This is a genomic window from Lentzea guizhouensis, assembly GCF_001701025.1.
Taxonomy (GTDB): Bacteria; Actinomycetota; Actinomycetes; order Mycobacteriales; family Pseudonocardiaceae; genus Lentzea; species Lentzea guizhouensis.
Map to the genome: position 1 here is coordinate 2,327,401 of NZ_CP016793.1, position 17,381 is coordinate 2,344,781.

17 protein-coding genes are annotated in these 17,381 nt (G+C 70.3%); 9 read left to right on the plus strand and 8 right to left on the minus strand.

Annotated features, from left to right (window positions below; genetic code table 11):
- Window positions 1–6: 6 nt before the first annotated feature.
- Window positions 7–426 carry a roadblock/LC7 domain-containing protein gene (locus BBK82_RS11655; RefSeq protein WP_030470879.1) on the minus strand — a complete coding sequence of 140 codons (420 nt, stop codon included), beginning with the start codon at window positions 424–426 and terminating at the stop codon, window positions 7–9.
- Window positions 423–3,770: a nitrate- and nitrite sensing domain-containing protein gene (locus tag BBK82_RS11660; RefSeq protein WP_237048143.1), complete on the minus strand. Its 3,348-nt coding sequence runs from the start codon at window positions 3,768–3,770 to the stop codon at window positions 423–425. Before BBK82_RS11660 ends, BBK82_RS11655 begins: the two co-directional genes overlap by 4 nt.
- A gap of 525 nt (window positions 3,771–4,295) precedes the next feature.
- Between BBK82_RS11660 and BBK82_RS11665 the strand changes: the two genes are divergently transcribed.
- Window positions 4,296–5,231, plus strand: a complete 936-nt coding sequence (locus tag BBK82_RS11665) for an ABC transporter substrate-binding protein (RefSeq protein WP_237048144.1) — start codon at window positions 4,296–4,298, stop codon at window positions 5,229–5,231.
- A 55-nt stretch (window positions 5,232–5,286) separates the two neighbouring features.
- Here the strand turns inward: BBK82_RS11665 and BBK82_RS11670 are convergent, their stop codons facing one another.
- The 4 genes from BBK82_RS11670 to BBK82_RS11685 all read right to left on the minus strand — a co-directional run bounded on the left by BBK82_RS11670 (window position 5,287) and on the right by BBK82_RS11685 (window position 7,976).
- Window positions 5,287–6,120 (minus strand): LppU/SCO3897 family protein, encoded by an 834-nt coding sequence (locus tag BBK82_RS11670; protein ID WP_065915025.1) that lies wholly within the window; start codon window positions 6,118–6,120, stop codon window positions 5,287–5,289.
- 88 nt (window positions 6,121–6,208) lie between these two features.
- The gene (locus BBK82_RS11675; RefSeq protein ID WP_065915026.1) at window positions 6,209–6,754 is read right to left on the minus strand and encodes an LppU/SCO3897 family protein; all 546 of its coding nucleotides are present in this window, start codon (window positions 6,752–6,754) and stop codon (window positions 6,209–6,211) included.
- Window positions 6,755–6,863: 109 nt separating this feature from the next.
- Window positions 6,864–7,343, minus strand: a complete 480-nt coding sequence (locus tag BBK82_RS11680) for an LppU/SCO3897 family protein (RefSeq protein WP_065915027.1) — start codon at window positions 7,341–7,343, stop codon at window positions 6,864–6,866.
- A gap of 42 nt (window positions 7,344–7,385) precedes the next feature.
- Window positions 7,386–7,976, minus strand: coding sequence for a hypothetical protein (locus BBK82_RS11685; RefSeq protein ID WP_065915028.1), 591 nt, complete (start codon window positions 7,974–7,976; stop codon window positions 7,386–7,388).
- A gap of 223 nt (window positions 7,977–8,199) precedes the next feature.
- Here BBK82_RS11685 and BBK82_RS11690 point away from each other — a divergent pair, with 223 nt between their 5' ends.
- Both BBK82_RS11690 and BBK82_RS11695 read left to right on the plus strand, forming a co-directional pair.
- The gene (locus BBK82_RS11690) at window positions 8,200–9,840 is read left to right on the plus strand and encodes a DNA repair helicase XPB (protein WP_065915029.1); all 1,641 of its coding nucleotides are present in this window, start codon (window positions 8,200–8,202) and stop codon (window positions 9,838–9,840) included.
- Window positions 9,837–10,265 (plus strand): hypothetical protein, encoded by a 429-nt coding sequence (locus BBK82_RS11695; protein ID WP_065915030.1) that lies wholly within the window; start codon window positions 9,837–9,839, stop codon window positions 10,263–10,265. Before BBK82_RS11690 ends, BBK82_RS11695 begins: the two co-directional genes overlap by 4 nt.
- Window positions 10,266–10,321: 56 nt before the next feature.
- Here the strand turns inward: BBK82_RS11695 and BBK82_RS11700 are convergent, their stop codons facing one another.
- Both BBK82_RS11700 and BBK82_RS11705 read right to left on the minus strand, forming a co-directional pair.
- Window positions 10,322–10,963, minus strand: a complete 642-nt coding sequence (locus BBK82_RS11700; RefSeq protein WP_218920608.1) for a phosphonatase-like hydrolase — start codon at window positions 10,961–10,963, stop codon at window positions 10,322–10,324.
- Window positions 10,960–11,706, minus strand: a complete 747-nt coding sequence (locus BBK82_RS11705) for a GntR family transcriptional regulator (RefSeq protein ID WP_065915031.1) — start codon at window positions 11,704–11,706, stop codon at window positions 10,960–10,962. The genes BBK82_RS11700 and BBK82_RS11705 overlap by 4 nt, the downstream gene beginning before the upstream one ends.
- 96 nt (window positions 11,707–11,802) lie before the next feature.
- On the opposite strand from BBK82_RS11705, the gene BBK82_RS11710 reads away from it, so the two are divergent.
- The 6 genes from BBK82_RS11710 to BBK82_RS11735 all read left to right on the plus strand — a co-directional run bounded on the left by BBK82_RS11710 (window position 11,803) and on the right by BBK82_RS11735 (window position 17,333).
- Entirely contained in the window at window positions 11,803–12,876 is a 1,074-nt protein-coding gene (locus BBK82_RS11710) for a TIGR03364 family FAD-dependent oxidoreductase (protein ID WP_065915032.1), read from the plus strand.
- The gene (locus BBK82_RS11715; RefSeq protein WP_065920992.1) at window positions 12,876–13,772 is read left to right on the plus strand and encodes a phosphate/phosphite/phosphonate ABC transporter substrate-binding protein; all 897 of its coding nucleotides are present in this window, start codon (window positions 12,876–12,878) and stop codon (window positions 13,770–13,772) included. Before BBK82_RS11710 ends, BBK82_RS11715 begins: the two co-directional genes overlap by 1 nt.
- Window positions 13,772–14,377: a phosphonate ABC transporter ATP-binding protein gene (locus tag BBK82_RS11720; RefSeq protein ID WP_065915033.1), complete on the plus strand. Its 606-nt coding sequence runs from the start codon at window positions 13,772–13,774 to the stop codon at window positions 14,375–14,377. Before BBK82_RS11715 ends, BBK82_RS11720 begins: the two co-directional genes overlap by 1 nt.
- Window positions 14,374–15,177, plus strand: a complete 804-nt coding sequence (phnE, locus tag BBK82_RS11725) for a phosphonate ABC transporter, permease protein PhnE (RefSeq protein WP_065915034.1) — start codon at window positions 14,374–14,376, stop codon at window positions 15,175–15,177. Before BBK82_RS11720 ends, phnE begins: the two co-directional genes overlap by 4 nt.
- Window positions 15,178–15,261: 84 nt before the next feature.
- Entirely contained in the window at window positions 15,262–15,945 is a 684-nt protein-coding gene (locus tag BBK82_RS11730; protein WP_065915035.1) for a response regulator transcription factor, read from the plus strand.
- Window positions 15,946–15,947: 2 nt separating this feature from the next.
- On the plus strand, window positions 15,948–17,333 hold the full coding sequence (locus tag BBK82_RS11735; RefSeq protein ID WP_418287507.1) for an ATP-binding protein: 1,386 nt from the start codon (window positions 15,948–15,950) through the stop codon (window positions 17,331–17,333).
- The last annotated feature ends 48 nt before the right edge of the window (window positions 17,334–17,381 follow it).

The following is a 17,381-nucleotide window of genomic DNA, read 5'->3' on the forward strand; positions in this document are numbered from 1 at the left end:
TGAGGTCTAGCGGCGGACCACACCCTGGAGCTGCGCGCGCAGCTCCGGGGTGAGTTGTTGACCGACTCTCTCGACCAAAAGCGTCATCTCGTAGGCCACGAGGCCGATGTCGCAGTTGGGTGCCGCCAGGACGGCGAGACAAGAGCCGTCACTGATCGACATGAGGAACAGGTAGCCCCGCTCCATCTCGACAACGGTCTGGTTGACCCCGCCTGCCTCGAAGCAGCGGGCAGCACCCTGTGTGAGGCTGACCAGCCCGGACGCGACGGCGGAGAGCTGCTCTGCACGGTCCCGGGGCAGCCCCTGGGACCCCGCGAGCAACAGCCCGTCCGCGGACACCACGACGGAATGTGCCACTCCCGGCACCCTCCGCACGAAGTCGGTGATAAGCCAACCAAAGCTGCCTGGCTGCGCTGCGGTCGTCACTCCTGCTCCTCGTTCTGCCGGCTCGACTGGTCACCAGCGTATGCCTCGATCAATGCGTGCCGGCCTCGCCGGACACCACTTTGCAGGCTCGACATGCGCCCGCGCACCGCATCGGCGGAACGGGGCGGCAGCGGCGGGCGCTGCGCTGTCTGTGACACGGCCTGCGGCTTGGGCGCCGCAGATCCTGGCACGAGCTGAGCCTTCGGTGTCCGTTTCGGCAATCCTGCCGCTGTCTTCGACTCCGGCGTCTTGTTCAACAACGCCTGAGCCGCCTGCCATCCCTCATCGGCAGGCGATTGCCAAGCCGACTCGGAAGTGGGTGCCGCCGCTGGAGTCTCCTCCACAACGGGCTCCGGTTCCACAACTCGCTCCTGCTCGGCGGGGGCCACTACGGCTTCCTCGACCGGCGGCTGCACCTTCGCGCGAGGCTTGCGCACGGGCAGACCGGCGGCCGACGTGGTGGTGGGCGCCACTGCCGGAACAGGCTTGCGGGTCCGGGTCGGGAGCTCCGGTTCCGGCCCGTCCGAGAGCGGAGGGGCCGTCGGGGGCTCGTCGATGTACTCCACGCCCCTGGCGCTCGCGCCGTTGAGCTTGGACTCGACCCTGCCTGCCGCGGGCTCGGACTTCTCGTCCGCCGCGGGAGGAACCGGCTGGGCGCTCGACGCGGACGTCTCGCTGCCGACGGCCTGGAACCACTGGGAGAGGACCGCCTCGTAGATCGGCAGCCGCTCCGTGGGGGCGTCCAGGTCGTGCTCGATGGCCCGGCGGGACGGCTCCGAGGTGCCGTTGCGGTGCGCGAGCCCGGAGTCGACGGGTGCGTCGACCGGTGCCCGCGAGACGCCGTTGGCGGAGGCCGGCTCGTCCATCGGCGGGATCGGGACGAACTGCGTCGTCTCGTAGCCCGGCTCGAACGAGATGGCGCTCTCTTCCTCGTTGCGGTCCTCGTAGGCCGTGAAGAGGGTCGGCTCGCCGAAGGAGCCCTCCGGCTCCACGGCCGCGAGCTGGTCGCGGCGCCAGCGCTCCGACGGGGTGGGGTCCTCGGCGGGGGGCGGGTCCTGGTAGACCGGCACCGCCGTGGCACCCGCACCGGTGTCGGTGAGCGCGCTCGGCACGAAGCTGACCGGGATGGAGGGGCTCGACTCGTCGACCCTCGGCATGGCCCCGGTCGCACCGCCGAACGCGCCGGCGATGCCGCTGGCCCTGCTGGCGGTGGTCGGTGCCGGGGTCTGGCCGAAGTCGGTCTGCGCGGTGTGGCCCGTGCTGCCGAACTCGGTGGTGAGCTCGGCGGGGGCCGACGCCGGCGTCATGCCGAACGCGGAGGCGAGACCACCGGAACCGGACGGCGGCGCCGACGGTGCCGCACCCGGAGCCGCGACGAGCGTCTCCGGCACGATCACCAGCGCCGTGGTGCCGCCCTCGATGTCCTCGTTGCCGCGCAGGCGGACCTTGATGTCGTGGCGCTTGGCGAGCCGCGCGACCACGTACAGGCCCATCCGGCGGGAGACGGCGACGTCGACGTCCGGCGGGTCGGCCAGGCGCTCGTTGGCGTCGATGATCTCCTGGTCGCCCATGCCCACGCCGCGGTCCTGGATCTCGATCGCCAGCTCGCCCTTGCGGGTCTTGGCCGTGCGAACGGTGACCTTGGTGACCGGGTCGGAGAACGCCGTGGCGTTGTCCAGCAGCTCGGCGATGAGGTGCACGAGGTCGTTGACCGCGCGGCCCTGGACGGTGAGGTCCGGGGTCTGGCCGACCTGCACGCGGGCGTACTGCTCGACCTCGGAGACCGCGGCGCCGAGCACCTCGGCCGCCGGGACGGGCCTGGTCAGGCGCCGCGAGAGGTCGGTGCCCGAGAGGACCAGCAGGTTCTCCGAGTTGCGGCGCATGCGGGTCGCGAGGTGGTCGAGCTCGAACAGCGAGGCCAGCTGGTCCGGGTCCTGCTCGTCCTGCTCCAGCCGGTCGATCAGGTTCAGCTGGCGTTCGACCAGGGCCTGGGAGCGGCGGGAGAGGTTGACGAACATCGCGTTGACGTTGTCGCGCAGGAGGGCCTGCTGGGCGGCCAGTCGCACCGCTTCGCCGTGCACCGCGTCGAACGCGCGCGCCACCTGGCCGACCTCTTCACGGGTGTGCACCGGCACCGGCTCGACGGCGGTCTTGGCCGCGTTCTCCGGGTTCGGGTCCGCGAGGATCCGCTCGACCGCGTCGGGGAGACCGTGGTCGGCGACGTCGAGGGCGGTGCGGCGCAGCGTGCGCAGCGGGCTGAGGATCGAGCGGGCGACGAACAGCGCCATCAGCAACGCGAGCGCGAGGACCGCCAGCACGACACCGGACTCGAGGTAGGCACGGGTGCGTGCGGCACCCGTGAGCTCGTCGGTGCGGTTCTGCAGCTGCTCGAGGAGCAGGTTCTCGACGTCGCGGGTCAGGTTGACCGTCAGCGTGGCCGCGATGTCCCACTTCTCGGACGTCAGCGTGCTGAAGTCCTTGCGGCCGGCCTGCTGGTTGATGGCCGATTCCTGCATGTCGTTCGCGGTGTCGACGATCAGGCCGGTGACGGTGTCGTCGTAGATCTTGGCCTGTTCCGGCGTCGCGGACTTGCGGAAGTCGTTCCGCGCGGCCTCGAGCTCGGCGTCCGCCGCCTGCAGCGAGCGGAGCTGGGACGGCGTGAACGCCTTGCGCTGGAAGACGTCGAGGAGGATGGCCCGCTTGAGCGACTCCTGCTCCTTGATGCGCGCGATGGCGTTCGTCGTCAGGTGCAGTCGCACCAGCTCGGGGTCGTTGATCTCCGAGATCGTCTGCTCACCGAGGCTCAGCAGGGTCTCGATGGACTCCGCGTAGGTCCGCTGGACGGCCTCGGCGGGGTACTGCGTCTCCCGCACGGAGTTGCGGAGGCTGTTCAGGCGGTTCAACTGGTTGAACGCGACCTGGAAGCGCTCGACGGCCGCGGGGCTCAGGTCGGAGCTCAGTTCGGAGATCTTGTTGCTGAAGGCCTGGCTGGTGTCGTTGACCCTGCGGAGCTGGCGCTCCAGGACGACCCGGTCGAGCCTCTTGTTCGATGCGACGAAGCTGACCGACAGGTCGCGCTCGCGTTGGAGCTGCTGCACCAGGTCGGCGACCGCCGTCTCGAGGCGGATCTGGTTCGCGAGGTTGTTGAACTCCGTCGCGTCCTGAAGGTCCGTGCGCACTCGCAAGCCACCCAGGGCGAGCGCACAGATCGTCGGGATCAGCAGGACGGCGAGCAGCTTGGTGCGCAACCTCCAGTTGCGCAGGCGCCATCCGGCGGACCGGGCAGGTCCTGATCCGGGTCCGGTTCCGGTGTCCTGCTTCACCGCGGCAGGTGTCGCAGTCATCGGTCCGTCACCCAGCGCAGCCAGTCCGTCACCCGATTCGGGCCTTTCGGAGCGTGTGGTGTCACCCACGCCAAACTGGCTGGGACCTCTCTCACGTCGGGCCACTCTGGGCTTCCTCTTCCAGCAGCAGTGTCCCGGTCTCTCCCCCAGGACCGAGCATGGACTCGTCAAACGGGCCGAATTGCAGCACAGAGGTCGTTCGCCCGGTGAGGCGACCTACCCCGTCCACAGACACGTCGGTCTACTACAACCTGTGCCACCCGGCGGGGAGCGTAATGGTCAGCCCCTGCTCGGGGGAAGTCTCCAGAAGCACTCACCGTATCGAGATGGGGTGTCGTTTCATACGTTCAGGTGGTTAACATCCCCGGTTGTCGGCATGCCTCATGTCCATCCGAACGCCCTGTTGGAGCTGCGGACGGCCTGGTCTGTGGCGACACTCACTGATCAACTGATGCTACTCAAGGCCCACCGGCGAGAGGTGCCATGGCTACCCGAGCCAATGCTCTGCGGCTTGTCGCAGTGCTCATGACATGCGTTCTGACCGCGAGCTGCAGCCTCTTCGGAAGTTCGCCGGACGGCGCGAACGCGGACCTGGAACGCAACCTGCTGCGCATCGGTGTCGCGCAGGTGGTCGACGTGGCCCCGTTGCGGATCGCGCTGACCGAGAAGCTGTTCGAGAAGCACGGGTTGCAGGTCAACCTGGTGGCGCAGAACAACGACTCCGAGGCGATCAAGCAGCTCGACACCACGCTCGACATCACCTGGGCGAGCCACGTGAGCTTCTTCCGCGAGGTCACCCTCGGCGCCCAGCTGCAGCTGCAGGGCGAGGCCTACCAGGCGGGTCCGAACTCGATGGCGCTGGTCACCGGCCCCACCTCGGACTACGACGACCCCGGCAAGCGGCCGACGCCGTCGATCGCGGTGAACAACCAGAACGACATCGGCTACCTGACCACGCGTGCCGTGCTCGACACCGCGGCGGTCGAGAAGGGCAAGATCAAGTTCCGTGACATGCCGTTCGGCGAGATGGAGAAGGCGCTGCAGGCCGGCGAGGTCGACGCGGCGTTCATGATCGAGCCGTTCATCACGAAGGCGCAGCGCAACATCGGTGCGAAGATCCTCACCGACACCGCGCGCGGCCCGACACTGGACTTCCCGATGTCCGGCTACGCCTCGTCGAAGAAGTTCGCCGAGACGAACCCGAAGACGCTCAAGGCGTTCCGGGACGTGCTCCGCGAGGCCCAGCAGCGCGCGCAGGCCAACAAGCTCGCCGTGCAGGACTCGCTGACCAGCTACGCCGACGTCGACCAGTCGACCGCGGCGCTCGTGTCGGTGGGCACGTTCCCGCTGTCGCTGAACCCGATCCGGCTGCAGCGCGTCGCCGACATGATGGACACCGAGGACATCCTGTCCGGCCGCCTGGACGTGCAGGGACTCCTGCCACCGGGCACCACGAGCTAGCGGTTTTCCGGGCAAAGGGCGGGTCACTCCTGGTGGCCCGCCCTTCACCGTGCGGTCACTTCTCCTCGAGCGCGCTGATGCAGTAGGTCAGGCCCGGTGCCGGCTCGGCGTAGGTGAGCGCGGTGGCATCGCCGCAGTCCTTCGTCGCCTGCTTGACCACCTTGTCGACCTTGTAGGACTTCTGGGTCGAGTACTTGTTCTGGCCCTTCGAGCAGTCGATCACCTTCGGGCCCGCCAGGCTGATGCCGACCATCGGGTCCTCGTAGCACTTGCCCTCTTCGAGCTTCTCCACCAGGCAGAGCTTCAGCGACTCCTTGCGCCGGCCGGACTGGTGGTAGCTCGCGTACTCCTTGCTCGGGCACGCCTCCGAGGTGTTCTTCGAGGCCTTGGCGATGATGTAGTTCGCCTCGGGGGAGCCGCAGTCGACCTTCTTGTAGTTCGGGCTGACCGTCGTGCCGGTCATGCTCGCGCAGTCGCCGGGCTTGGCCGACGGTTCGCTGCTGCCGAAGACGCCGCGCAGCACCAGGAAGCCGCCGATCAGCACGATCACCACGAAGACAGCGCCGATGACCTTGCCGGCGGCACCGCTCGGCTTGGGCGGCGGGGCGTAGGGCATGGGCTGGCCCGGCATCTGTCCCGGCATCTGGCCGGGAGGCATCTGTCCTGGTGGCGGGCCGTACGGGTTGGGCTGGGCGTACGGGTTGGGCTGGCCGTACGGGTTGGGCTGGCCGTACGGGTTCGGCTGCGCGTACGGGTCGGCCGGGTGGCCCTGCTGCGGGTAGGGCGGTGGTTGCTGGCCGTAGGGCTGCTGACCGTGGGGCTGCTGGGGCTGGCCACCGGGAGGCGGGCCGTAGGGGCCCGGCTGCTGCGGGTAGTTGGGCGTCGTCACTGGTTTCCTCTCCGACGGGTCGCGCTGAGAACGGCGAAACCGGAGCCGCGCGGTCGCGACTCCGGTTCCACTGCGGTCTGACCTGGGGTTACGCGGGCGCGCCGAGGCAGTAGTTCAGCTTCGCCTCGGGGAAGGCGAACGCCTTCTCACCCTCCGCGCACTCCGGCACGGCGGCGTCCTTGACGGCCTTGGTCACCTTGAACGTGGCGGTCTCCGTGCACCCGACGACCTTGGGGTTCACGTTGTCCCCGTCCTCGCCGTAGCAGGTGCCCTCGGCGAGCACCGGCGCCAGGCAGAGCTTGGTCTTGGGACCGCGGCGCTGCGAGTGGGTGTACTCGACGTAGTCGCCCTTGCAGGGCTCCGACAACGACCCGAACGCCTGGCCGACCACGTAGTTGGCCTCCGCGGAGGTGCAGTCGACCGCCTTGTAGGTCGGGTTGTTCGACGTGCCGGTGATGTTCGCGCAGTCCCCGACCTTGGCCTGGGCCTCGTCGCTGGAGAAGTAGTTGAACGCGTAGATCGCGCCGGCGGCGACGATCAGACCGACGACGTAGCCGAGGATCTTCTTCAGGACGCTCGGCTTCTTCGCCTCAGGCTGCGGCGCAGGTGCGGGCGCAACCGATTCCGTGCTCATGTGCAGTTATCTCGCTTCCGATTTCAACCCGAGTGGCCTCTGCCCCCCGACAAGGCCGGAGCAGAGGTTGCCAGGCGGAAGCGGCCCGCGCTCGCGATTTGCGGAAACGTTACGGCTGCTGGTCACCGCGCACGAGGCAGAAGGTGGTCGCGGGCTCCGGGAACACCGCCGCGCGCGCATCACCGCAGGCAGAGCGGTCGGTCTTGCCGGCGAGCACCTTGACGACCCGGACCGAGTCCCTGGTCGCGCAGTCGACCTGGGCGATGCCGGTCTCCTGGTCCTGCCCGTAGCAGGCGCCCTCGCGGAAGTTCGGCATCAGGCAGTAGGTGGAGTCACCCGTGTACGTCGAGTAGTCCGAGCCGCCGGACGGGCACCTGTCCTCGTTCCGCCGCAGGACCTTGGCGATCTTGACGTTCGCCGTCCGCTGGTCGCAGCCCAGCGCCTCGTAGGTCGGGCTCTGCTGGGCACCGGAGATCCGCGCGCAGTCACCGACCCGCGCGCTCGTGCCGGTGTCGAGCTGGTCGACGACCAGCAGGCCCACGAGCACGAGCAGGACGACGACGCCGATACCCAGGCCGACCTTCTTCATGGCCTGGGTATCGGCAGCCGCCCGAGTCGGCTGATCACCGGATCAGGCGTTCTCGTGCACACCCATGCAGTAGACCGAGGCAGGCTCGCTGAACCGCAGCTCGCTCGACCCCTCCGGGCACACGGTGCCCTCCTCGGGCAGCCCGTCGACCTTCTTGACGATCTTCACCGGCGACTCCACGGTGCAGGCCTCCTTCTTGAAGGCCCCGTCGTCACTGGAGGTGTAGCAGTTGCCCTCGGCCAGGTTCGGCATGAGGCACATCGAGTCCCCGCCGGTCTTGACGGGCTCGTAGATGCCCTCGTCCGGACACGGCTCCTCGGCGTTGGCCAGCGTCTTCGCCACCCGGTGCGTGGCCGCGGTGTCGTCACACCCCTGCGAGCTGACGTTCCACTCGCCGTCCGGCTTGTCCACGTCCTGCGGAGACGCGCTCACGCAGTCGCCCACGTTCAGGCCGCCCATCTGCGTGAACACGAACACGCCACCGCCGACCAGCACCACCGCCAGCACACCGACGATGACGAACTTCAGCCAGCTGTTCTTGCCCTTGGGCGACTCGTCGGACTCCGCTTCCGCCGCGGGAGCCACCGCCGGCGGCGCGGGGGGCTCGACGGGATCAGTCGACTCGGTGCTCATGGGCGAGAACGTACGACACCGCGTGTTGGCTTCGTGTGTCGGCTCACAGTTGTCGGCGGGAGTTGGGCGGGAGTTCGGAGACGGCCGTGGTGGGTGGCGGGCGAGGGGTGAGAGCACCCCGAGCGGTCCACCCATCGTGAGCCCGCCGTCACGCACCGCCGCGCCACACGCCCGCCCAGGTGGCACCAGCGGCACATTTGGTGCCGTCAGGGAGACTGGGAAGGTGACCGATGGCCCCCTGATCGTGCAGTCGGACAAGACGCTGCTCCTCGAGGTAGACCACCCGCTGGCCGATGAAGCGCGCACGGCCATCGCGCCGTTCGCGGAGTTGGAGCGGGCTCCTGAGCACGTGCACACCTATCGCGTGACGCCGCTGGCGTTGTGGAACGCCCGTGCGGCCGGGCACGACGCCGAGCAGGTGGTGGACGCTCTGGTGCGGTTCAGCCGGTACCCGGTGCCGCAACCGTTGCTGGTGGACGTGGTGGACACGATGGGGCGCTTCGGGCGGCTCGTCCTGAGCAACAACCCCGCGCACGGGCTGGTGCTGGCCTCCACCGACCGCGCGGTGCTGGAGGAGGTGCTGCGCAACAAGAAGATCGCGCCGATGTTCGGGGCGCGGATCGACGACGACACCGTGATCGTGCACCCGAGCGAGCGCGGGCGGCTCAAGCAGCTGCTGCTCAAGGTCGGGTGGCCGGCCGAGGACCACGCCGGGTACGTCGACGGCGAGGCGCACGCCATCGAGCTCGCCGAGGACGGGTGGAAGCTGCGGGACTACCAGCGGCTCGCGGCGCAGGCGTTCTGGGCGGGTGGCAGTGGCGTCGTGGTGCTGCCGTGTGGTGCGGGCAAGACGCTGGTCGGGGCGGCGGCGATGGCCGAGGCGCAGGCCACGACGTTGATCCTGGTCACCAACACCGTGGCGGGGCGGCAGTGGAAGCGGGAGCTCATCGCGCGCACGAGTCTCACCGAGGAGGAGATCGGCGAGTACTCCGGTGAACGCAAGGAGATCCGGCCGGTCACCATCGCGACCTACCAGGTGATCACGCGCAAGTCGAAGGGCGAGTACAAGCACCTGGAGCTGTTCGACTCCCGGGACTGGGGTCTCATCGTCTACGACGAGGTGCACCTGCTGCCGGCGCCGGTGTTCCGGATGACCGCGGACCTGCAGAGCCGCCGCCGGCTGGGGCTGACCGCGACGCTGGTCCGGGAGGACGGGCAGGAGGGTGACGTCTTCTCGCTCATCGGGCCGAAGCGGTACGACGTGCCGTGGCGCGACATCGAGGCGCAGGGCTGGATCGCGCCGGCCGAGTGCACCGAGGTGCGGGTGACGCTCACGGACAACGAGCGGCTGCTCTACGCGACGGCCGAGCCGGAGGAGCGGTACAAGCTCTGTTCGACGGCCAGGACGAAGATCCCGGTCGTCAAACGGGTGCTGGACCAGCACCCCGACGAGCCGGCCCTGGTGATCGGTGCTTACCTGGACCAGCTCGACGAGCTGGGCGAGGAGCTGGGGGCGCCGGTGATCAAGGGGTCGACGAAGAACAAGGAGCGCGAGGAGCTGTTCGACAAGTTCCGCAACGGCGAGCTCAGGACGCTGGTCGTGTCCAAGGTCGCCAACTTCTCCATCGACCTGCCGGAGGCGTCGGTCGCGGTGCAGGTCAGCGGCACGTTCGGCAGCCGGCAGGAGGAGGCCCAGCGCCTGGGACGCCTGCTGCGGCCCAAGGGCGACGGCAGGCAGGCGCACTTCTACTCGGTGGTCGCGCGGGACACCCTCGACACCGAGTACGCGGCGCACCGGCAGCGGTTCCTGGCCGAGCAGGGGTACGCCTACAAGATCGTCGACGCGGACGACCTGGTCGGATGACGACCTGGTGGATGTGGAACCCGGCCGGGACCCCGCCTCGCGGCAGGTTCCGGTCGGAGGAGTCGCTCGCCAAGGCGGCACCGGAGGCCCAGGTCGTGCGCTCGACCGACTTCGCGTGCCCCGAGCAACGCCGCCGCGCCACCGCCGCCCGCACCGACTTCCTCGCCGTCACGGGTGACCCGGTGCAGGTGGCGCTGGTCGAGCAACGGCTGTGGACGCTGCTGGTCGCGTTGCGCCGCTCGTTGCCGATCCGCGAGGCCCTCGCCATGGCCACCCCGCGACCAGGCCGGGCCGCGCTGGTCGCCGAGCCGACCCGCGAGCTCGGGGAGCTGGACCGGCGCTTCGACCAGTTCGCGGCGGCCCTGCGGGTGCTGCGGACCGACCCGACGCCCGAACAGCTCCGCCACACCGCCGCCCTCGACTAGCTGTTGGGGCGTCTGCAAGTACTACCGACTGCGCAGTCGGTAGTACTTGCAGACGCTTAAGCCAGCAGGGTGGGGAGCGAGGCGACGCTGGGCAGCAGGTGGGTGTGGCGGACGGCGCCCAGTTCCTCAGCGGTCTGGCTGCCGGACAGGACACCGACGACGTAGCCGGCACCGGCGTTCGTGCCCGCCTCCAGGTCGCGCACGGTGTCGCCCGCGGTCAGCACGCGCCGCACGTCACGGGCACCGCACAGCTCCATCGCGCGGAAGACCATGTACGGCGCGGGCCGGCCGGCGGGCACGTCGTCCACGCACACCACGGCGTCCAGCACGTCCTCGCGCCAGCCCAGCACGTCCAGCAGGCCGTCGACGACCGGGCGGTCGAAGCCGGTCGTCAGGGCCACCTTCACCCCAGCGGAACGCAGCTGCGCCACCGCCTCCGGGACGCCGGGCAACGGCGTCGGCGGCGTCTCGGCGTACAGCTTCCGCAACCGCACGTGGAAGTCGGCGAACTCGGTGTCCACATCGGACCGACCGAGCATCGACGAGATCGCCTCGTGCTTGTCGGCGCCCATCCAGCGGCCGACGTCCGCGGGCGTTCCCCCCGCCGCTTCAACGGTGTCGGCCAGCGCCCGGTACACCAGCCCGTGCTCCTGCACGGTGGTGCCCGCGATGTCCAGCACGACCAGGTCGACGTTCACGAAGCCCTCCAGTCCCGCAGCAGCGCCGGGTGCGCCTGCTGGGAGTTCTCGATCGAAAAGCTGACCAGGTCCGGTCGGTAGCGGTCGTCGGAGTGCTCCACCGGCCGGCCGTCCACACCGGACGCACGCCGCCGTTCGCGCAGCAGCGGTGACCCCACCGGCACGTCCAGCAGCTCCGAGTCCGTCTCGTCCGCCGCCACGGCGTCGATCTGGTGCCGCGCCACGGTCATGTCCACGCCCTGCTCCCCCAGGTACGCGTAGAGCGACCCGCTGTCGCAGTCGAAGTCGAACAGCAGCCGCCCCACCGGTTCGACGAACGTGGTGCGCTCCAGCATCGTCGGCCGTCCGTCGATCAGCCGCTGTCGCAACAGCTGCACGACCTGCGTGCCCTCGTCGAGCCCCAGCGCGTCGGCCACCTCGGCGGTCGCCGGGCGGCGCGCGATCTCCAGGGTTCGCTGGCCCGGCACGTGTCCGAGGCCCGCCGCCCAGCTGGAGAACGACAGGAACGTCTCGAACGGCTGCGACAGCGTGTGCCTGCGCACCACCGCGGGCTTGCCGCGACCGCCGCCGATCATGCCCTCGGCGCGCAACGTCGTCAGCGCCTGCCGGACGGGCGCGCGGGAGGCGTTCCACTGCGCGCACAGCTGCGACTCGGACGGCACCGGCTCGCCGACGGCCAGCTCACCGGAGGCGATCCGGCGGCGCAGATCGGCCGCGATGCGTTCGTGCAAGGGCGTCTCCATGCATCCAACGATACATGTCATAACAAGTCTGAACACCAAGTGAACACATCAGAACACCCGTTGACCCGGCGAAATCGGGCACGCATCGTTCTTGTCATGACAAGTGTGGACCTGGTGGTCGTCGGCGCGGGTGTCGTCGGGCTCGCGCACGCCTGGCACGCGGCGCGGCGGGGTCTGTCCGTCGCCGTGGTCGAGCGCGACGAGCACGCGGTCGGGGCTTCCGTGCGCAACTTCGGGCACGGCTGCTTCACCGCTCAGGACGGCGTGGCCTTCGAGTACGCGATGGCCGCGCGCGAGGAGTGGCTCAAGCTCGCCGCGGAAGCCGGTTTCTGGCTGCGCGAGTCCGGCACGGTCGTCGTCGCACGGCACGAGGACGAGCTCGCGGTCCTCGAAGAGTTCCAGGACGTCCGCGAGATCCAGCTGACCGACGACCTTCCCGTCGCCGGCCTCAAGGGCGCCCACCTGCCGTTGGACATCCGGGTCAACCCGCGTGAGGCCGTGCACGCGATCGCGCGGCTGCTGGCCGGGCGCGGGGTCGCGTTCCACTGGTCCACCAACGTCCTCACGGTCGAACCCGGCCTGGTCCGCACCAGTCGCGGTGAGATCACGTGCCGGGCCGCCGTCGTCGCCGTCGGGCACGACGTCGACCGGTTCTTCCCCGGCCTCGCCGAGCGGCACGAGGTGCTGCGCTGCGAGCTGCGGATGCTGCGCGTCGCGCACGGCGGCGTGGTCGACCCGGCCGTGCTGACCGGGTTCTCGATGCTGCGCTACGACGCGTTCAACCGCTGTCCCAGCACGGAGAAGGTGCGCGAACGGCTCGCGCACGACCACCCCGAGCTGGTCGAGGCCGGACTGAACCTGATGTTCACCCAGCTCCCCGACGGCTCGCTCACCATCGGCGACACCCACCACTACGGCCGCACGGTGGAACCGCACCGGCCGGAGCACCTCGACGAGCTGGTGCTCACCGAGACCGCGCGGCTGCTCGGCGTTCCCTCGCTGCACGTCCTCGAACGCTGGCGCGGCATCTACGCGTCGGCCCCAGAGCCTTTCCTGACCGCGGCGCCCGCTCCCCTCACCAGGGCCGTCTCGGTCACCTCCGGCATCGGCATGACCACCGCGCTCGGCCTCGCCCCGGCCGTGCTCGACGACCTCCTCCAGGAGCTGTGATGAAGTCCCCCCAAACCGTTCTCGGCGCTCTCCTCGCCGCGACCCTCGCGCTGACCGCCTGTGGTGGCACGGACTCCGCGGCCGCCAACGGCTGCCCCGGCGACGGCAAGGTGCGCTTCGGCGTCGAGCCGTACGAGGCGCCCGACAAGCTCAAGCCGGCCTACGAGGTGCTCGCCAAGGCGCTCTCGGCGAAGCTCGGCTGCGAGGTCGAGCTGCAGATCGTCGACGACTACGCCGCCGAGGTGCTGGCGATGCGCAACGGCAAGCTCGACGTGGCCCAGTTCGGCCCGCTCGGGTACGTGTTCGCCTCACAGAAGGCCGGCGCGCAGCCGGTGGCGTCGTTCGCGGACGGCTCCGGCAAGCTCACCAGCTACACCGCCGGCATCTGGGTCGCGAAGGACTCGCCCGCGCAGAAGATCGAGGACCTGCGGGGCAAGTCGCTCGCGCTGAGCAGCGTCGGCAGCGCCTCCGGTGACGCGCTCCCCCGCTACGGCCTCAAGAAGCACAACGTCGCCGACGTGAAGCTCGACTACGCGGGCGGCCACCCCGAGGCGATGCTCGCGCTGATCAACGGCAAGGTCGACGCCGCCGAGATCAACAGCCAGCAGCTGGCGAGCGCCAAGGCCGCGGGCACGTTCGACGAGGGCAGGTTCCGGCAGATCTGGAGGTCGGAGCCGATCCCGAACGACCCGATCACCGTGCGCGGCGACCTCGACCAGGCGTTCAAGGACAAGGTGCGCAAGGCGTTGCTGGAGCTGGAGCCCGCGGACGTCGAGAAGGTCGGCGCGTTCCTGGACGTCACCCCGCCCGGACCGCTCGTCGAGGTCACCAACGACACCTACAAGGTGCTCTTCGACCTCGCGAACACCCTGGGCCTGAAGGAAGAGGACGTCTGATGCTGGCGATCCGCGGCCTGCGCAAGTCGTTCGGCGGCCGCACCGTGCTCGACGGGTTCGACCTGCGCGTCGAGGACGGCGAGTTCGTGGCGCTGCTCGGGCCCAACGGCTCCGGCAAGTCGACGGCGCTGCGGTGCGTGGTCGGGCTGGAGACGCCGGACGGCGGCGAGATCGACGTGACGGGGAGCGCCGCGATGGTGTTCCAGAAGATCCACCTGGTCGGGCGGCGGACCGCGCTCGACAACGTCTGCACGGGCGCGCTGGCCAGGCTGTCGCTGCGGCGGTCGCTGCTCTTCCCCGCCGAGGTGCGGGAGGAGGCCATGCGGTGCCTGGAGCGGGTGGGGCTCGCCGACCGTGCGCTGGAGAAGTGCGCGCGGCTGTCCGGTGGCCAGCAACAACGCGTGGCGGTCGCGCGGGCGTTGTGCCAGCGCGCCAACGTGATCCTCGCCGACGAGCCGGTGTCCGCGCTCGACCCGCAGGCGGCCGTGCAGGTGATGGAGCTGCTCGGCGCGCTGGCGGCGGAGGGCATGGCGGTCGTGGCCGTGCTGCACCAGCCGGAGCTCGCGCGGACCTACGCGCATCGGATCGTGGAGATGGCGGCATGACGACCCTGGAAGCACCTCGCGTGGAGGTGCCGAAGCGCAGGTGGCCGTCGGCGGCCGTGTGGGTCGTGACGGCGGTCGTGGTCGCGGTGCACGTGCTGGCCTGGCAGGCGACGGAGTTCTCGCCCGGCGCGTTGATCTCGGGCTGGGAGGGCATGGCGGACTTCCTCGCCGAGTCCCTGCCGCCGGACCTCTCGGTGCTCGGCAAGTCGCTGGAAGCAGCGGTGATCACGCTCTACATCGGACTGCTCGGCACCACGTTCTCGATCCCGTTCGCGCTGGTGCTGGCGCTGCTGGCGTCTCGCGCGACGACGTCGGCGGTGTGGGCGCAGCAGGCGGCGCGTGGCGTGCTGTCGTTCCTGCGGTCGGTGCCGGACGTGGTGTTCGCGCTGATCTTCGTCACGGCGGTGGGGCTCGGGCCGTTCGCGGGCGTGCTGGCGCTGGTGTTCCACAACACCGGCGTGATGGGCAAGCTCTGGGCCGAGGCGATGGACGAGAGCGACCGCGGCCCGCGCGACGCCCTGCGCGTCACCGGTGCCTCCGGCCCGCAGATCGCCGTGCACGCGGTGCTGCCGACGGTCCTGCCGTCGCTGGCGGGCCTGCTGCTGTACCGGCTGGACGTGAACGTGCGGTCGTCGCTCGTGCTCGGGCTGGTCGGCGCGGGCGGGATCGGGTTCCTCATCAACCAGTCGATCAAGCTGTTCCGGTTCGACGAGATGGTCACGCACATCCTGGTCGTGCTGCTGCTGGTCGTGGTCGTTGACCAGGCCTCGGGGTGGGTGCGCAGGCGGCTCGGCACGTGACTCGCGGCTGCGGGCGGGCGGTCGTTACGCAACGATGACCTGGCAAGAACGTCCTCATGAGACCCGTCGGGAAGGCTGGAGGACATGCCGCGCGTACTGCTGATCGAGGACGACGAGGCGGTCCGGGAGGGACTGTCGCTCGCCCTGACCTACCAGGGCCACACCGTCGAGGCGGTGCGCACGGGCGAGGAGGGTCTCGACCTCCTGACGAGCGGGAACAACCCGGACGTGGTGGTGCTCGACCTCATGCTGCCCGGCGTGGACGGGTTCGAGGTGTGCCGCCGCATCCGGGCCGCCGGCGACCTGCCGATCATCATGCTGACCGCGCGCAACGACGACATCGACGTGGTCGCGGGCCTGGAGGCGGGCGCGGACGACTACGTGGCCAAGCCGGCGCAGCCCAGGGTGCTGGAGGCGCGGATCAGGGCGGTGCTGCGGCGGTTCTCCGCTGCCCAGCCGAGCGTCCAGACCGAACGCTACGGCGACCTGACGATCGACCGGGACGGGCTGGTGGTGACGCGGCTCGGCAGCCGGGTGTCGCTGGCGCCGACCGAGCTGCGGCTGCTGCTGGAGCTGTCGGCGGCACCGGGCCGGGTGATGTCGCGCCAGCAGCTGCTGGAGACCGTGTGGGACCAGGGCTACCTCGGTGACTCGCGGCTGGTCGACGCGTGCGTGCAGCGGTTGCGTTCGAAGATCGAGGACGACCCGGCGACACCCGTGTACGTCCAGACCGTGCGCGGGTTCGGGTACCGGTTCGGGCCGCTGTGACCCTGCGTCTGCGGCTGCTGCTCGCGTTCGCCTTCATCAGCGTCTTCACCGCGGTCGCGGTCGCCGGCGCCGGCTACGTGCGCGCCCGCGACGCCATCGTGCAACGCGCTCAGGACAAGGCCGTCGTCGAGACCACGAACCGCGTCGAACAGCTCTACCCGCTGCCCGCGCGCCCACCGGACCTGCTGGCCCTGGAACGCATCGCCGGCCGGGTGTCGGGGCCGGAAGGTTCCGCGCTCGCCACGGCGGCCGGGATCTCCGCGGGCTCCATGGACCCGGCGGTGATCACGCCCCAGCTGCGGACGCACGTGGCGAACGGGTACGTCGGGTGGCAGCGCGTGTCGTACTTCGGCTCGGTGTGGCTGGTGGTCGGGATGCAGCTGCGGGTGTCGGGCGCGGGTCAGTTCGGCTCGTCCGCGGAGTCGGGCATCGAGGTGTACGTGCTGCGGCCGTTCACCGCCGAGACCGAGGTGATCAACGAGCTGGCGCGCAACGCGTGGCTGATCGGCGGGGCAGGCCTCGTGGTGGCGCTCGGGCTGGGTCTGCTGGCTGCCCAGGGGGTGCTGCGGCCGGTGCGGGCCCTGCGGCTGGCCGCTTTCCGGCTCGGGCAGGGCGACCTGTCGGCGCGGGTGGCGGTGCGGGGCCGGGACGAGCTGACGGACGTGGCGTCGACGTTCAACAGCACGGCGGCCGCGCTGGAGCACCACGTCCTGGAGCTGCGGCGGATGGAGGCGGACGCACGCCGGTTCGTGGCGGACGTGTCGCACGAGCTGCGGACGCCACTGGCCGCGATGACGGCCGTGACGGACGTGCTGGACGCGGAGACGGCGGCACTGCCGGGGGTGGCGGGCCAGGCGGCGCGACTGGTGAACCGGGAGACGCAGAACCTGACCCGGCTGGTCAACGACCTGATCGAGGTCACCCGCTTCGACTCGGGCACGGCGGCGCTGGCCCTGGACGACGTGGACGTGGCCGAGGTGGTGCTGGCGACGCTGCGGATGCGCGGCTTCGAGGTGCGCACCGACCTGCCCTCCGGCGTGCGCGCCCGACTGGACCCGCGGCGGCTGGACGTGATCGTGGCGAACCTGGTGGGCAACGCGCTGCGGCACGGCGCGCCACCGGTGTCGGTGCGCCTGTGGACCGTCGGGTCGGACCTGGTCATCGAGGTGGCGGACTCCGGCGGCGGGCTGGCTGAGGAGGTGCTGCCGCACGTGTTCGCGCGGTTCTACAAGGCGGACTCGGCGCGGGGGCGGTCGGAGGGCAGCGGGCTGGGGCTGGCGATCGCGTGGGAGAACGCGCGGCTGCACGGGGGGACGCTGACGGCGGCGAACCGGCCCGGGGGTGGGGCGGTCTTCACGCTGAGGCTGCCGGTCGGGGGTGCGCCGTGAGGGCGGCGGTGGCGAGAGCCGGGCGCGGAGCGAAGCCGGGAATTGTCG

What these genes read in the sequence shown, in the direction of transcription:
- BBK82_RS11660 (WP_237048143.1), bottom strand. Translation starts at nt 3,770, where the DNA reads ATGACTGCGACACCTGCCGCGGTGAAGCAGGACACCGGAACCGGACCC.
- BBK82_RS11665 (WP_237048144.1), top strand. Translation starts at nt 4,296, where the DNA reads ATGACATGCGTTCTGACCGCGAGCTGCAGCCTCTTCGGAAGTTCGCCG.
- BBK82_RS11675 (WP_065915026.1), bottom strand. Translation starts at nt 6,754, where the DNA reads ATGAGCACGGAATCGGTTGCGCCCGCACCTGCGCCGCAGCCTGAGGCG.
- BBK82_RS11680 (WP_065915027.1), bottom strand. Translation starts at nt 7,343, where the DNA reads ATGAAGAAGGTCGGCCTGGGTATCGGCGTCGTCGTCCTGCTCGTGCTC.
- BBK82_RS11685 (WP_065915028.1), bottom strand. Translation starts at nt 7,976, where the DNA reads ATGAGCACCGAGTCGACTGATCCCGTCGAGCCCCCCGCGCCGCCGGCG.
- BBK82_RS11695 (WP_065915030.1), top strand. Translation starts at nt 9,837, where the DNA reads ATGACGACCTGGTGGATGTGGAACCCGGCCGGGACCCCGCCTCGCGGC.
- BBK82_RS11705 (WP_065915031.1), bottom strand. Translation starts at nt 11,706, where the DNA reads ATGGAGACGCCCTTGCACGAACGCATCGCGGCCGATCTGCGCCGCCGG.
- BBK82_RS11710 (WP_065915032.1), top strand. Translation starts at nt 11,803, where the DNA reads ATGACAAGTGTGGACCTGGTGGTCGTCGGCGCGGGTGTCGTCGGGCTC.
- BBK82_RS11715 (WP_065920992.1), top strand. Translation starts at nt 12,876, where the DNA reads ATGAAGTCCCCCCAAACCGTTCTCGGCGCTCTCCTCGCCGCGACCCTC.
- BBK82_RS11720 (WP_065915033.1), top strand. Translation starts at nt 13,772, where the DNA reads ATGCTGGCGATCCGCGGCCTGCGCAAGTCGTTCGGCGGCCGCACCGTG.
- phnE (WP_065915034.1), top strand. Translation starts at nt 14,374, where the DNA reads ATGACGACCCTGGAAGCACCTCGCGTGGAGGTGCCGAAGCGCAGGTGG.
- BBK82_RS11730 (WP_065915035.1), top strand. Translation starts at nt 15,262, where the DNA reads ATGCCGCGCGTACTGCTGATCGAGGACGACGAGGCGGTCCGGGAGGGA.